At 55.0% G+C, this 14480-nt stretch carries 12 protein-coding genes, 2 tRNA genes and 2 other RNA genes; 8 read left to right on the top strand and 8 right to left on the bottom strand.

The window, feature by feature from the left end; translation table 11 throughout:
* Positions 1-20 precede the first annotated feature (20 nt).
* The gene (hns, locus tag ACTJI7_RS12850) at positions 21-434 is read left to right on the top strand and encodes a histone-like nucleoid-structuring protein H-NS (RefSeq protein WP_028013434.1); all 414 of its coding nucleotides are present in this window, start codon (positions 21-23) and stop codon (positions 432-434) included.
* Between the two features lie 198 nt (positions 435-632).
* On the opposite strand, the gene galU is transcribed toward hns, so the two are convergent.
* The 3 genes from galU to rssA all read right to left on the bottom strand — a co-directional run bounded on the left by galU (position 633) and on the right by rssA (position 3749).
* The gene (gene galU / locus ACTJI7_RS12845) at positions 633-1541 is read right to left on the bottom strand and encodes a UTP--glucose-1-phosphate uridylyltransferase GalU (protein WP_028013435.1); all 909 of its coding nucleotides are present in this window, start codon (positions 1539-1541) and stop codon (positions 633-635) included.
* Positions 1542-1741: 200 nt separating this feature from the next.
* Positions 1742-2755 carry a two-component system response regulator RssB gene (gene rssB / locus ACTJI7_RS12840; RefSeq protein WP_028013436.1) on the bottom strand — a complete coding sequence of 338 codons (1014 nt, stop codon included), beginning with the start codon at positions 2753-2755 and terminating at the stop codon, positions 1742-1744.
* Between the two features lie 91 nt (positions 2756-2846).
* The gene (gene rssA, locus ACTJI7_RS12835; protein WP_028013437.1) at positions 2847-3749 is read right to left on the bottom strand and encodes a patatin-like phospholipase RssA; all 903 of its coding nucleotides are present in this window, start codon (positions 3747-3749) and stop codon (positions 2847-2849) included.
* A gap of 114 nt (positions 3750-3863) precedes the next feature.
* On the opposite strand from rssA, the gene ACTJI7_RS12830 reads away from it, so the two are divergent.
* The 6 genes from ACTJI7_RS12830 (at position 3864) to ACTJI7_RS12805 (ending at position 5924) form a co-directional block, all read left to right on the top strand.
* Entirely contained in the window at positions 3864-4322 is a 459-nt protein-coding gene (locus ACTJI7_RS12830; RefSeq protein WP_041909602.1) for a YchJ family protein, read from the top strand.
* A 46-nt stretch (positions 4323-4368) separates the two neighbouring features.
* Positions 4369-5211, top strand: a complete 843-nt coding sequence (gene purU / locus ACTJI7_RS12825; RefSeq protein WP_028013439.1) for a formyltetrahydrofolate deformylase — start codon at positions 4369-4371, stop codon at positions 5209-5211.
* Positions 5212-5369: 158 nt separating this feature from the next.
* A tRNA-Tyr gene (locus tag ACTJI7_RS12820) sits at positions 5370-5454 on the top strand.
* Between the two features lie 35 nt (positions 5455-5489).
* Positions 5490-5574 (top strand) — tRNA-Tyr (locus ACTJI7_RS12815).
* A gap of 44 nt (positions 5575-5618) precedes the next feature.
* A non-coding RNA gene (locus tag ACTJI7_RS12810) (RtT sRNA) lies at positions 5619-5749 on the top strand.
* 44 nt (positions 5750-5793) lie between these two features.
* A non-coding RNA gene (locus ACTJI7_RS12805) (RtT sRNA) lies at positions 5794-5924 on the top strand.
* A gap of 84 nt (positions 5925-6008) precedes the next feature.
* On the opposite strand, the gene ACTJI7_RS12800 is transcribed toward ACTJI7_RS12805, so the two are convergent.
* Positions 6009-6452, bottom strand: coding sequence for an Lrp/AsnC family transcriptional regulator (locus tag ACTJI7_RS12800; protein ID WP_063154385.1), 444 nt, complete (start codon positions 6450-6452; stop codon positions 6009-6011).
* A gap of 107 nt (positions 6453-6559) precedes the next feature.
* Between ACTJI7_RS12800 and ACTJI7_RS12795 the strand changes: the two genes are divergently transcribed.
* The gene (locus tag ACTJI7_RS12795; protein ID WP_440670024.1) at positions 6560-7456 is read left to right on the top strand and encodes a DMT family transporter; all 897 of its coding nucleotides are present in this window, start codon (positions 6560-6562) and stop codon (positions 7454-7456) included.
* Here ACTJI7_RS12795 and narI read toward each other — a convergent pair.
* The 4 genes from narI to ACTJI7_RS12775 are packed head-to-tail and all read right to left on the bottom strand — an operon-like array spanning position 7453 to position 14112.
* Positions 7453-8130 (bottom strand): respiratory nitrate reductase subunit gamma, encoded by a 678-nt coding sequence (narI, locus tag ACTJI7_RS12790; protein WP_021240339.1) that lies wholly within the window; start codon positions 8128-8130, stop codon positions 7453-7455. The two genes, ACTJI7_RS12795 and narI, sit on opposite strands and share 4 nt — an antisense overlap.
* A complete protein-coding gene (narJ, locus tag ACTJI7_RS12785) occupies positions 8130-8840 on the bottom strand; it encodes a nitrate reductase molybdenum cofactor assembly chaperone (protein WP_045261096.1) in 711 nt (236 codons plus the stop codon). Before narJ ends, narI begins: the two co-directional genes overlap by 1 nt.
* Positions 8837-10372, bottom strand: coding sequence for a nitrate reductase subunit beta (gene narH / locus ACTJI7_RS12780; protein WP_028013444.1), 1536 nt, complete (start codon positions 10370-10372; stop codon positions 8837-8839). The genes narJ and narH overlap by 4 nt, the downstream gene beginning before the upstream one ends.
* On the bottom strand, positions 10369-14112 hold the full coding sequence (locus ACTJI7_RS12775) for a nitrate reductase subunit alpha (protein ID WP_063154389.1): 3744 nt from the start codon (positions 14110-14112) through the stop codon (positions 10369-10371). Before ACTJI7_RS12775 ends, narH begins: the two co-directional genes overlap by 4 nt.
* Between the last annotated feature and the right edge of the window lie 368 nt (positions 14113-14480).

Below are 14480 nucleotides of genomic sequence, written 5' to 3'. Positions count from 1 at the left end.
ATAAGTTTGAGATTACTACAATGAGCGAAGCACTTAAAATTCTGAACAACATCCGTACTCTTCGTGCGCAGGCAAGAGAATGTACCCTTGAAACGCTCGAAGAAATGCTGGAAAAATTAGAAGTTGTAGTTAATGAACGTCGCGAAGAAGAAAGCGCTGCTGCTGCTGAAATCGAAGAGCGTACGCGTAAACTGCAGCAATATCGTGAAATGCTGATTGCTGATGGTATCGATCCAAATGAATTGCTGAACAGCATTGCTGCTGCAAAAACCGGTACCAAAGCAAAACGCGCTGCCCGTCCTGCTAAATATAGCTATGTAGATGAGAACGGCGAAACTAAAACCTGGACCGGCCAGGGCCGTACTCCTGCTGTAATCAAGAAAGCTATGGATGAGCAAGGTAAACAGCTGGATGACTTCCTGATCAAGGATTAATCAAGCCGAATTCAGAAAAATCCCGCCTCTGGTGGGATTTTTTTTGCCCGCAATTTATCACTAACATCCTCTTACACTCCGTCATAAAGCGTTATTTGGCTATTTAGTTTCGCTTACAAACAGGCTGGTCATGGCGTTTTATGGGCATAAAAAAACCGGTGGGCAGCGCCACACCGGTTTCATAGATTTACGCCTGGATTATTTCTTAATACCCATACTCTCTTTGAGCCAGCCTTTAAATTCTTCACCCAGAGTATTATGGCGAATGCCGTATTCAACGAACGCCTGCATATAACCGAGCTTATTACCGCAGTCATGGCTCTTACCTTTCATGTGGTAAGCCTCAACGGTCTCTTTCTCGATCAGCATATCAATGGCATCCGTCAGCTGGATTTCATCCCCTGCTCCTGGAGGCGTTTTCGCCAGCAGTGGCCAGATTTCAGCACTAAGGACATAGCGACCCACCACTGCCAGATTAGACGGCGCTACGTCGGCTTTAGGCTTCTCTACGACACCAACCATTGGCACGCTTTCGCCTGGCTCAAGGTTCACGCCCTTGCAGTCAACCACACCGTAAGCGGTCACGTCTTCAACTGGCTCAACCATGATCTGGCTGCAGCCCGTTTCGTCGAAGCGGTGGATCATCTCAGCCAGGTTGTCCTGGGAAAGATCGGATTCGTATTCATCCAGAATCACGTCAGGCAGAATAACCGCGACGGGCTCATCACCCACAACCGGGTGTGCACACATAACCGCGTGGCCCAGACCTTTAGCCAGCCCCTGACGAACCTGCATAATGGTGACGTGCGGAGGGCAAATAGACTGAACTTCTTCTAACAGCTGACGCTTAACGCGTTTTTCCAGCATGGCTTCGAGTTCAAAACTTGTATCGAAGTGGTTTTCGATAGAGTTTTTAGATGAATGCGTAACCAGCACAATTTCAGTAATGCCGGCCGCGATACACTCATTAACGACATACTGGATTAATGGCTTATCAACCAGAGGCAGCATCTCTTTAGGAATCGCCTTAGTTGCTGGTAACATCCTGGTCCCCAATCCCGCTACCGGGATGACGGCCTTTCTGACTTTCGAATTTAGGGCAGCCATTCAAATTCTCCTGAGCTGTTCAAGTTTTGAACTTTTATGCAATAAATAACGCGTTGAGTATATCAGCCTCGCCCCGCAGTCCGGGTCTGAAAAGAACGCGTTGCCGATGAATTAGGACAAATACGCATGAATCTGGGCAGCGATAGTAGCACTCCCGAGAAAACACAGGTAAAGCAATCTTAAAATTAAGATCCAATTGCTTATTCCGTGGACAACATTAAGCGAAGCCTTCCCCCGGCACCCCAAATTTGGCACTGCCAGGAAGAACAGCGATGGCTAATTTGATTTAGATACGCCGTTCCCAGTGTTCCAAGCGGCACCCCGTTACTCACCTGAATATGGTGTTCCCCGGTATTCAGTGACGCGTTGAGACCTGCAGAAACGAGGATAAGATTCTTTAAACCGCTATGGTAATAACCAACCAGCAGCGGGAACTGTCCGGGTAAATTGGCCTGACGAAAAAGCTGGTTTACCTGTTTGAGTAAACTGCCTAACTCAGGGAGCCGTTGTCCCTGATGTGATAACTGTTCCTGCAATAATCCATTAAAGAGCGCGCGAAGTAACAATGCAGCTAATACGCCATTATCCCCTGCACGGGTTACGTCCAGAGAATAAAATGCGAGGTCGGAATCAGACAGAGGTGCAATATCCAGCACCAGCCCAGGCTGATCGGCCGCCACCAGCTGGCGATAGTTTACGCGGCAGTGGGAAATAGTTTGCTGAACGGGAGGCTGAAGTTCTTGCAACAATTTCGCCGCCGCTGGCGGATTACTCACCAGCGCGTCCCAGTCCTGAAAAAGGCGTTCCTCTTCCTCAACGCGGGAATTAAACATATTTGGATAAAGGCACGCTAATACCGTCTCACGTAACCGGTTCAGATCTTTGACGGGTTTTAGCAGAATATCCTGAACGCCAAGACGTAATGCTTTGGCAATATCCGCCATATTTTCTGTCGCGGAGATCACCAGAATGGGCATCTGGTCACCCTCGTTGCGCAGATGTTCAACCAGTTTCAGCCCATTCATTCGCGGCATTGCGATGTCGCAAATCATCAGATCGGGCGTAATACCGGTCATTTTTTCCAGCGCGTCGACACCATCTTCAGCCAGTAAAGTGTTTGCTCCCAGCGAGGATAACCACGAATCCAGTAGCGATCGGAAAACGGGCTCGTCTTCAACAATCAAAATGTGTTTTCCGGCCAATGGCTGCGTCATGGTTCCTCCCCTGGCTGACAGTTACTAAATAGTGGCATGCTATCGGCACTATCGCCTGTCAGATTTTGCTGAAGTAGTCAAAAAAAGGTGCTTAACGTGCTGTTCGCACAAACGGCAGCAACTCGTCTATTTTCTTTTCGACGGCTAGCGAGCCCGCTGCGATGGCGGCCTCAGCCCGATGGAAATCAAGGGTAGAGATTTGCGGACAGTAAGGCTGAATAAGAATATCCGGAGGATCGCCAGCCATACGGTTACGTTTAAGGCGATTCTCAAGAACCTGAATTGAGGTGGTCATGATCTCCATGGCCGTCGGTGCGGCAACCGAGCGTCGTGCGGCCAGGCGACCAATTCTTCCGCGCAGGCGTTCATGCCAGGCAAGCTTTTCGACGTCGGCATCTTCGCTCTGCAGATTGACCGGCATAAGGTCTTGCTGCATCAGATGAGCGTCGTGCTGCAAATCAACGGCGATGACGATGTCCGCCCCCATGGCACGCGTCAGAGAGATGGGAACCGGGTTCACGACGCCACCATCGACAAGCCAGTAACCGTTATGGGGCACGGGCGCCATAAGCCCAGGAATACTGCATGAAGCACGCACCGCAAGGTGAATATCCCCTTCGGTCAACCAGAGTTCACGGCCTGTGCTGAGATTGGTTGCGACGGCGCCGAAAGGCATCCGGCAGTCAGTAAAGTCTTCGAGAGGCATCACCCGGCGGAACTGGTTAAAGACGCGTTCACCGCGCAACAGCCCACCGCGCTGCCAGGAGAGATCCATCAGACGCAGCACGTCCCAATAGCTGAAGGAGCGCACCCAGGTTTCGAGATCCGGAAGCTTGCCGCACGCGTAGGCGGAGCCGACAAGCGATCCGATTGAACATCCTGCTACGATATCAACGTCAACGCCCATCTTGTTTAAGGCATTAATCACGCCGATATGAGACCATCCCCGGGCTGCACCTGATCCCAGCGCCAGTCCAATTTTAACCTTTCTCATTAGCCCTGTTTTACTTCCCCTGGATTCCTGACATAGCGTCAACGCAACTGCTCAGTTAACATAGTGCTACCCGAGGCGTTTTACGCCCTTATTTTTTGTTCCAGGAAGAGAATCGTGTCTCAACTCTGCCCCTGTGGTAGCGCTCTGGAGTATAGCCTATGTTGCCAGCGATATCTTTCTGGCAATCAGGTTGCACCGGATCCGTCACACCTCATGCGTTCACGGTATACTGCTTTTGTGATCAAAGACGCAGACTACCTGATAAAAACCTGGCACCCGTCCTGCCACGCCGCCGATTTCCGACAGGAGATCGAAGCCGGGTTCGCCAACACCCACTGGCTTGGGCTTACCGTGTTTGAATCTTCACCCGGTAGCCACCACGACGAAGGCTTTGTCAGCTTTGTTGCCCGTTTTACCGAGAACGCCAGGCCTGGCGCCATTATCGAGCGTTCCCGGTTCTTAAAGGAAAGCGGGCAGTGGTATTATATTGACGGTACGCGCCCACAGTTTGGTCGTAACGATACCTGCCCTTGTGGTTCAGGAAAAAAATTCAAAAAGTGTTGCGGGCAGTAACGCCTGACAACCCAGACTTCGCAAATACAAACAGGATTTCCCGGCGATGCAATCATTACAACGTAAAGTTCTGCGCACTATCTGTCCCGATCAAAAAGGGCTGATCGCACGAATCACCAATATTTGCTACAAGCATGAACTGAATATCGTGCAGAACAACGAGTTCGTTGACCACCGTACCGGTCGCTTCTTCATGCGTACCGAACTGGAAGGCATTTTCAACGACACCACCCTGCTGGCCGATCTGGACAGCGCGCTGCCGGACGGTTCCGTGCGTGAGCTGAATCCTGCGGGCCGTCGTCGCATTGTGATTCTGGTGACGAAAGAAGCTCACTGCCTGGGCGATCTGTTGATGAAGGCCAACTACGGCGGCCTGGACGTAGAAATTGCCGCTGTTATTGGCAACCACGAAACCCTGCGCACGCTGGTTGAACGTTTTGATATTCCGTTTGAGCTGGTAAGCCATGAAGGCCATACCCGTGAAGAGCACGACAACCTGATGGCTGCTGCCATTGAAGCGCATAACCCGGACTACGTGGTGCTGGCGAAATATATGCGCGTGCTGACGCCTTCCTTCGTCGCCCGCTTCCCGAACAAGATTATCAACATTCACCACTCGTTCCTGCCGGCCTTTATTGGCGCGCGGCCTTATCACCAGGCGTACGAGCGCGGCGTGAAGATCATCGGCGCAACCGCGCACTACGTGAATGACAATCTGGACGAAGGTCCCATCATCATGCAGGACGTGATTCACGTGGATCACACCTACACCGCAGAAGATATGATGCGCGCCGGACGTGACGTTGAGAAGAACGTGTTGAGTCGTGCCCTGTATCAGGTGCTGGCGCAGCGTGTCTTTGTCTACGGTAACAGAACCATCATTCTTTAATCTTTCGGAAAATGAATTGATTAGCTTTGCGCCTTTACGGATAAAAAGCAGGCAAACAGCTTCTTTTCCCTAAAGGAATGCTTTACAGGGGCGTCTCATTTGATATGATGCGCCCCGCTTCCAGCAGGAAGCAGGCCAGTAAAAACGCATTACCCCGTGGTGGGGTTCCCGAGCGGCCAAAGGGAGCAGACTGTAAATCTGCCGTCATCGACTTCGAAGGTTCGAATCCTTCCCCCACCACCATCTCTCAGCACGACCTCAAAATTTGAATTACCCCTGGTGGGGTTCCCGAGCGGCCAAAGGGAGCAGACTGTAAATCTGCCGTCATCGACTTCGAAGGTTCGAATCCTTCCCCCACCACCATCATTTTCAAACGACACTTAATATTCTGCTCGCACCGTGCATCATGTATTTCCGCAAGGGGAAGGATGAGAAGCTTCGACTAAGGTTCGATTCGAGCGCAGCGAGAAAACGTTGCCGCAGGCAACGACCCGAAGGGCGAGGCGCAACGCGCCGAGTAATCCTTCCCCCACCACCATCACTTTCAAATGACACTTAACATTCTGCTCGCACCGTGCATCATGTATTTCCGCAAGGGGAAGGATGAGAAGCTTCGACTAAGGTTCTATTCGAGCGCAGCGAGAAAGCGTTGCCGCAGGCAACGACCCGAAGGGCGAGGCGCAACGCGCCGAGTAATCCTTCCCCCACCACCATCACTTCAAAAAACCCGAACAAAATCGAACCGAGTCCACCTTCGTAGTCCGGGTAAGGCGCAGCCGCCACCCGGCGACAGACGACTATATTGGCGGCAAACGACGCTTCACCGGCGAACTTTTCACAATCGACGTATTACATTGGGCATGCTCCGCCAGCCCGTCCAGCAGCGCATCCAGTTGTTCTATTGATCGCACCACCAGCCTAATCACAAAGCAGTCTTCCCCGGTCACCTTGTCGCTCTCAATACACTCCGGCATCGCCTGAATATACTTATCCACCTTATGCAACAGACCCGGCAAAGGCCGCACCCGTACCAGCGCCTGTAGCGTATACCCCAGCGCCGCGAGATTCACCCGTGCGCCATACCCCTGAATCACACCGCGCTCCTCCAGCCGCTTCAGACGCTCCGCCGTGCTGGGTGAGGTCAGGCCAATGCGTCCGCTGAGCACCTTCAACGACATGCGCGCATCCTCAACCAGGCAGGCTAAAATTTGCCGATCGATATCATCAATAAGGTATTCCACTCGTTTCACCTAATTTAAAAAAGCAGTTAACACCTTCAACCTTATCTCACCCCTGTAAAACCCAACAGCGATTTTCGACAATAGCGTTATTAATCAGGAGGTGAATGATGCGTGATTTACATAAAGGCGTCTGGCAGATGAGTCTGGCGATGTTAATTTCCGGCTCTATTGGCGCGTTTGTTTTGCTCAGCGGTCTGCCGGTGACGGAAGTGGTGTTCTGGCGCTGCCTTATTGGTGCAATAGCGCTTTTCATTTTTATCCGGGTAAGTCAAAAGCCCTTTAGCCCCCTCACCCGCACCACGCTGCTGCTGGCGATTCTCGGCGGTGTGGCATTAGTGGTGAACTGGCTACTGCTCTTCGCAGCCTATGAGCGGATCTCTATTGGTCTTTCGACCGTGGTCTATAACACTCAGCCGTTTATGCTGGTCCTGATGGGGATGTTTTTAGGCGAGCGCGTCAGCGTGGTGAAATGGGGCTGGCTGTTCCTCGCCTTCGGCGGCGTGGTGATACTGCTCTCCAGCGAGCTGACCGGTACCCACGACACTGAATGGCTGGCGGGTATCGGTCTGGCAATGGCCGCGGCCTTCTTCTACGCGCTGACGGCAATCATTGCGCGCAAACTGAAAACTATCGCACCGCAGCATATTGCCTTTATTCAGGTGCTGACGGGCGTCGTGATGCTTCTGCCGTTTGCCAGCTGGCCGTCATTTTCCGGTGATTTTCCCTGGCCGATCCTGCTGACGCTCGGCATCGTCCATACCGGCATTATGTACCAGCTGCTCTACAGCGCGATTCAGAAGCTACCTACCCCCATTACCGGCTCACTGTCGTTTATCTATCCGGTGGTGGCGATCGTTGTCGATAACCTGGTGTTCGGGCACTCGCTGAACCTGACGCAGCTGGCGGGCGGCGCGCTGATCGTGTTTGCTGCAGCGGGCAACAACCTGGGCTGGGGCGAAAAAAAACCCCGCGATTGCGGGGTTGGTATTAAGACGCTGAATTAGCGACGGGCACGCACAATCTGGTATTTGCGCGTCAGGTACTCCACCGGCGCGCTCCAGATATGCACCAGTCGGGAGAACGGGAACAGCACAAACAGCGTCATACCCAGCACCAGGTGAACGCGGAAGATAAACGCCACGCCGTCCAGATGCTCAGATGCACCGCCGTGGAAGGTCACGACGGACTGCGCCCACCCCACCAGCTTCATCATTTCACTGCCATCCATATGCTGCGCAGAGAATGGAATAGTCAGCAGACCCAGCGCGCATTGCACCATCAGCAGGGAGAGGATCAGGATGTCCGCTGCAGTGGTGGTTGCACGCACGCGCGGGCTGAACAGACGCCGTTTCAGCAGCAGCAGGCCACCCACCAGGGTCATCACACCGCAGGCACCACCGGCGATCATCGCCATCTTCTGCTTCACTTCAATCGGCAGCCATGCTTCGTACATCCAGTGCGGCGTCAGCATCCCAAGGAAGTGACCGGCAAAAATCCCCAAAATACCGATGTGGAACAGGTTAGACGCGACGTGCATCCCTTTGCGATCCAGCATCTGGCTGGAGGCAGCACGCCAGGTGTACTGGCCGTAGTCATAGCGCAGCCAGCTTCCCACCAGGAACACGGTGCCCGCGATATACGGGTAAATGTCAAAGAAGAACATATTCAGGAAGTGCATTAGTGCCGTCCTCCGTTAGAGATATTCAAATATTGCGGGGCAACCGCGCCGGCAAAACGACGCTGGTGAGCGGAGATTTCAGACTCGCCGCAGTTCTGGTCAGCAAAGAATTTCACCTGCTCTTCTTCCCAGACCGCATCCAGCGCTTGCGGGGTATCGTCCCGGGCTTCATCCGCGATTTTCTCCGCCACTTTTTCACTGTCTACAGAGGCGTTCGCCAGCTTCACCAGCAGATCGAACAGCACCGCATAGCGGCTCTCGCGCTGCTGTAGACGCGCGCCGAGCAGCGCAAGAATCGGGGCGATATCCTGCAGACCACCCAGCGCCTCTTCTTTCGGCAGCTGCGCCAGATACTCCAGGTACAGCGGCAGGTGGTCCGGCAGCTCGCGGCTGTCGAGCTGCAGGCCGTGCTGCTCGTACTGGGCCATCAGGTCCACCATCGCCTGACCGCGGTCGCGGGATTCCCCGTGAACGTGTTCAAACAGCAGCAGCGACGTCGCGCGCCCGCGGTCAAACAGCTGGCTGTAGTCCGCCTGCGCGTCGAGCAGATCGCGTGCCAGCAGATCGCGGAGGAAAACGCCCAGCTTCTGGGCATCCTCTTTATCCAGGTTTTCAGATGACGCGAGTGCATCAAAGAGTTCCTGTTGATGCTGCGCAAGCGCAGCATCAGGGTACTCGAGCAGACGCGAAACAATGACGAGTTCAATCATTGGTGCGGCTCCGTTTTGCTGGTCACATCCATGGCGTCGATGCGGCGGCTGTTGAACAGGTTGAATTTACTGTCTGACCCGTGGCAACCGTCGCCAAAGGTAAAGCCACACCCGCTTTTCTCCGGGAAGGCCTCGCGAGCCAGCTCGCGGTGGCTGCTTGGCACCACGAAACGATCTTCGTAGTTAGCGATTGCCAGATAGCGGTACATCTCCTGCGCCTGCGCTTCGGTCAGGCCGACCTCTTCCAGCGCGCGGGTATCGTTCACGCCGTCAACGGTTTCCGCACGTTTGAAGTGGCGCATCGCCAGCATACGTTTCAGCGCCAGCAGTACCGGCTGGGTGTCCCCTGCGGTCAGCAGGTTGGCCAGATACTGAACCGGGATACGCAAGCTTTCCACGTCCGGCAGAATACCGTTGCTGCCCAGCTCGCCCGCGTCCGCCGCAGACTGAATCGGAGACAACGGCGGCACGTACCAGACCATCGGCAGGGTGCGGTATTCCGGGTGCAGCGGCAGAGCAAGCTTCCAGTCCATCGCCATTTTGTACACCGGCGACTGCTGTGCGGCGTCAATCACGCTCTGTGGAATACCGTCCTTCAGGGCCTGCTCAATCACCTTCGGATCGTTCGGATCGAGGAATACGTCCAGTTGACGCTGATAGAGATCTTTCTCATTCTCGGTGCTTGCGGCATTCTCAATCGCGTCCGCGTCGTACAACAGCACGCCGAGGTAACGAATACGACCTACGCAGCTCTCGGAGCAGACGGTCGGCATACCGGCTTCGATACGCGGATAGCAGAAGATGCACTTCTCAGACTTACCGCTCTTCCAGTTGAAGTAGATTTTTTTGTACGGGCAGCCGGTGATGCACATGCGCCAGCCGCGGCACTTGTCCTGGTCGATCAGTACGATGCCGTCTTCTTCACGCTTGTAGATGGCACCGCTCGGGCAGGTCGCGACGCACGCCGGGTTCAGGCAGTGTTCGCACAGGCGCGGCAGATACATCATGAAGGTGTTTTCGAACTGGCCGTACATCGCCTTCTGCATGTTCTCGAAGTTCTGGTCTTTGGCGCGCTTTTCGAACTCGCCGCCCAGAATTTCTTCCCAGTTTGGACCGCTGGTAATTTTGTCCATGCGCTGACCAGTGATCAGCGAGCGAGGGCGGGCGATCGGCTGGTGTTTGCTTTCAGGCGCGTTGTGCAGGTTCTGGTAGTCGTAATCAAACGGCTCGTAATAGTCCTCAATGCCCGGCAGGTGCGGGTTAGCGAAGATTTTACCCAGGAGCATTGCGCGGTTACCCATGCGCGGCTGCAGCTTGCCGTTGATTTTACGGATCCAGCCGCCCTTCCACTTCTCCTGGTTTTCCCAGTCGGTCGGGAAACCGGTGCCCGGCTTGCTTTCCACGTTGTTAAACCAGGCGTACTCCATACCTTCGCGGCTGGTCCAGACGTTTTTACAGGTCACTGAACAGGTGTGGCAGCCGATGCACTTATCCAGATTCAGCACCATGCCGACTTGTGAACGAATTTTCATTTTACGCTCTCCTGTACCTGGTCATTACCTTCGCCGTCTAACCAGTTAATATTCTTCATCTTACGTACCACCACGAACTCATCGCGGTTCGATCCTACGGTGCCGTAGTAGTTAAAGCCGTAGGCCAACTGCGCATAGCCACCGATCATGTGGGTCGGCTTCGGCGTAATACGGGTCACGGAGTTGTGAATACCGCCGCGCTGCTCGGTGATCTCTGAACCCGGCAGGTTCACGATACGTTCCTGCGCGTGGTACATCATGGTCATCCCGGCCGGTACGCGCTGGCTCACCACCGCACGCGCCGTCAGGGCGCCGTTGCTGTTGAACACTTCAATCCAGTCGTTATCTTCGATACCCAGATCTTTGGCGTCCGCTTCGCTCATCCAGACAATCGGACCACCGCGCGACAGGGTAAGCATCAGCAGGTTGTCGCTGTAGGTGGAGTGGATACCCCACTTCTGGTGCGGCGTCAGGAAGTTCAGCGCCTTCTCAGGGTTACCGTTCGATTTCGCGCCCATCACCGCTTTCACGGAGCGGGTATCGATTGGCGGACGGTACACCAGCAGGCTTTCACCGAAGTCGCGCATCCACTGGTGGTCCTGATACAGTGACTGACGACCAGAAAGCGTGCGCCATGGGATCAGCTCGTGAACGTTGGTATAACCAGCGTTATAGGACACATGCTCATCTTCCAGACCAGACCAGGTCGGGCTGGAGATAATCTTGCGCGGCTGGGCCTGGATATCGCGGAAGCGGATTTTCTCTTCCTCTTTATTCTTCGCCAGATGCGTGTGGTCACGACCGGTAAATTCACTCAGGGCCGCCCACGCTTTCACCGCCACGTGGCCGTTGGTTTCCGGTGCCAGGGTCAGGATCATCTCCGCCGCATCAATTGCCGTGTTGAGCATTGGCTGGCCTTTGGCCGGGCCGTCTGCTTTGGTGTAATTGAGCTTGCGCAGCAGGTCCATTTCGCTCTGGGTGTTCCAGGCGATGCCTTTGCCGCCGTTACCGATTTTCTCCATCAGCGGGCCGATGGAGGTAAAGCGCTCGTAGGTTGCCGGGTAATCACGTTCAACCGGAATGATGTGCGGCGCGGTCACGCCCGGGATCAGGTCGCATTCGCCTTTTTTCCAGTCCTTCACGTCAAGCGGCTGCGCCAGTTCGGCAGCGGAGTCGTGCTGGATTGGCAGCGTCACCACGTCGGTCTCTTTGCCCAGGTGACCTACGCAGACTTCGGAGAATTTCTTCGCGATGTCTTTGTAGATATCCCAGTCGCTTTTCGATTCCCACGCCGGGTCAACGGCGGCAGACAGCGGATGAATAAACGGATGCATGTCCGAGGTATTCATGTCGTCTTTTTCGTACCAGGTGGCGGTTGGCAGCACGATATCGGAGTACAGGCAGGTGCTGGACAGACGGAAGTCCAGCGTCACCACCAGATCCAGCTTGCCGTCCAGACCGTTGTCTTTCCATTCCACTTCTTCTGGCTTCACGCCGCCCTGCTTGCCGAGGTCTTTACCCTGAATACCGTTCTCGGTGCCCAGCAGGTATTTCAGCATGTACTCGTGACCTTTACCGGACGAGCCCAGCAGGTTGGAGCGCCAGATGAACAGGTTGCGCGGATGGTTTTTGCCGTTCTCAGGCTGTTCTGCCGCGAAGCGGATGGAGCCTTCCTTCAGGGATTTGACGGTGTAATCCACCGGCGACATGCCCGCCTGCTTCGCCTCTTGTGCAATGCGCAGCGGGTTAGTGCCCAGTTGCGGCGCAGACGGCAGCCAGCCCATGCGTTCAGCGCGCACGTTGAAATCAATCAGGTGGCCGCTGTAGCGGGATTTATCCGCCATCGGCGACAGCAGTTCCTGCGCGGTAACCGTCTCGTAGCGCCACTGGCTGGAGTGGTTATAGAAGTAGGAGGTGCTGTTCATGTGACGTGCCGGACGCTGCCAGTCAAGGGCAAACGCCAGCGGCTGCCAGCCGGTCTGCGGACGCAGTTTTTCCTGGCCCACGTAGTGCGCCCAGCCGCCGCCGCTCTGACCGACGCAGCCGCAGAAGATCAGCATATTGATCAGACCGCGATAGTTCATATCGAGGTGATACCAGTGGTTCAGACCGGCACCCACAATGATCATCGAACGACCGTGGGTCTTGTCGGCGTTTTCCGCAAACTCGCGGGCGATACGAACGATCTGCGCGCGCGGTACGCCGGTGATCTGCTCCGCCCAGGCCGGGGTGTAGGCCTTCACGTCGTCATAGCTGGTTGCGCAGTTTTCGTCGTTCAGACCGCGCTCCAGGCCGTAGTTCGCCATGGTCAGGTCATAGACGGTGGTGACCAGCGCGGTAGAACCGTCGGCCAGCTGCAGGCGCTTAACCGGCAGCTTGTGCATCAGCACGTTTTTCAGTTCAACCTTGTTGAAGTGGTCGGAACCTTCACCGCCAAAGTACGGGAAGCCAACCTCGGCGATCTCGTCCTGGCTGCCCAGCATGCTGAGGCGCAGCTCCGTCTCTTCACCGGTGGTGCTGTTGCGCTGCTCAAGGTTCCACTTGCCCTTCTCGCCCCAGCGGAAGCCGATAGAGCCGTTTGGCGCCACCAGCTCGCCGTTGCTGTTATAGGCAACGGTTTTCCACTCAGGGTTGTTTTCCTGGCCCAGCGCGTCCACCAGATCGGCGGCGCGCAGCGTGCGGCCCGCGGCATAGTAGCCCTCGCGCTCTTCCAGCATCACCAGCATCGGCATGTCGGTGTAGCGACGCACGTAGTCGGTGAAGTACTGGCTCGGTTTGTCGAGGTGGAATTCGCGCAGCATGACGTGGCCCATCGCCATCGCCATCGCGGCATCGGTACCCTGTTTCGGTGCCAGCCACAGGTCGCACAGCTTGGCGATTTCCGCGTAGTCCGGCGTTACCGCGACGGTTTTGGTCCCTTTGTAGCGGACTTCGGTAAAGAAGTGCGCGTCCGGGGTACGGGTCTGCGGAACGTTAGAGCCCCAGGCGATGATGTAGCTGGAGTTGTACCAGTCGGCGGATTCCGGCACGTCGGTCTGCTCACCCCAGGTCTGCGGTGACGCTGGCGGCAGGTCACAGTACCAGTCGTAGAAGCTCAGGCAGGTCCCGCCGATAAGCGACAGGTAGCGCGCGCCGGAAGCGTAAGAGACCATCGACATCGCCGGGATTGGCGAGAAGCCCGCCACGCGGTCAGGACCGTAGGTTTTTACGGTATAGACGTTGGAGGCGGCAATCAGCTCGTTCACCTCTTTCCAGGAAGAACGAACGAAACCGCCGCGACCGCGCGCCTGCTTGAAGCTTTTCGCTTTGTCGGCATCTTCAATGATAGAGGCCCACGCATCAACCGGATCGCTGTGCTGCACTTTCGCTTCACGCCACATTTTCATCAGGCGTTTACGCATCAGCGGATATTTCAGACGGTTGGCGCTATAGAGATACCAGGAGTAGCTGGCCCCGCGCGGGCAGCCGCGCGGTTCATGGTTCGGCATATCCGGACGGGTGCGCGGATAGTCGGTCTGCTGCATTTCCCAGGTCACCAGACCGTTTTTAACGAAAATCTTCCAGCTACATGAGCCAGTGCAGTTTACGCCGTGGGTAGAACGGACGACTTTGTCATGCTGCCAGCGCTGGCGGTAACCGTCTTCCCAGTCCCGGTTGGTATCCAGAACCTGGCCGTGCCCATCGGCAAAAGTTTCACCCTTCTGTTTGAAGTAGCGAAACCGGTCCAAAAATTTGCTCATCGGGTATCTCCTGTATGGAGCCTGTGGCTCTCTAAATCGACATTGCTGATTTGCAGCGAAGGTAACGCCCTGAAAGAGGGGGAGAATTGATAACGATCAAGACGAAGAGGGACTGTAAAAGGAGGGGTTAGACCAAATACCACCAAAGCGGTATATTTTTAAAACGAATAAATAAATGATTTATAAAGATATTTATTATTCATCGTACAATAACCCCGGCAAAATTTAACATCTCAGGTATTAAGGGGTAGACATACCTGCAAAGCGATGGCGATCACACTGTTACCCGCAGATGACTGCGGTAAAAGCTTTCAGTATGTTGTAACTATTATTCATTCGAAAAAAAACGCGGCCCGAAGGCCGCGTTA

It is taken from the genome of Enterobacter sp. 22499 (assembly GCF_052044815.1).
GTDB classification, from domain to species: domain Bacteria; phylum Pseudomonadota; class Gammaproteobacteria; order Enterobacterales; family Enterobacteriaceae; genus Enterobacter; species Enterobacter bugandensis.
This window is presented reverse-complemented; position numbering and strand designations above follow the sequence as displayed.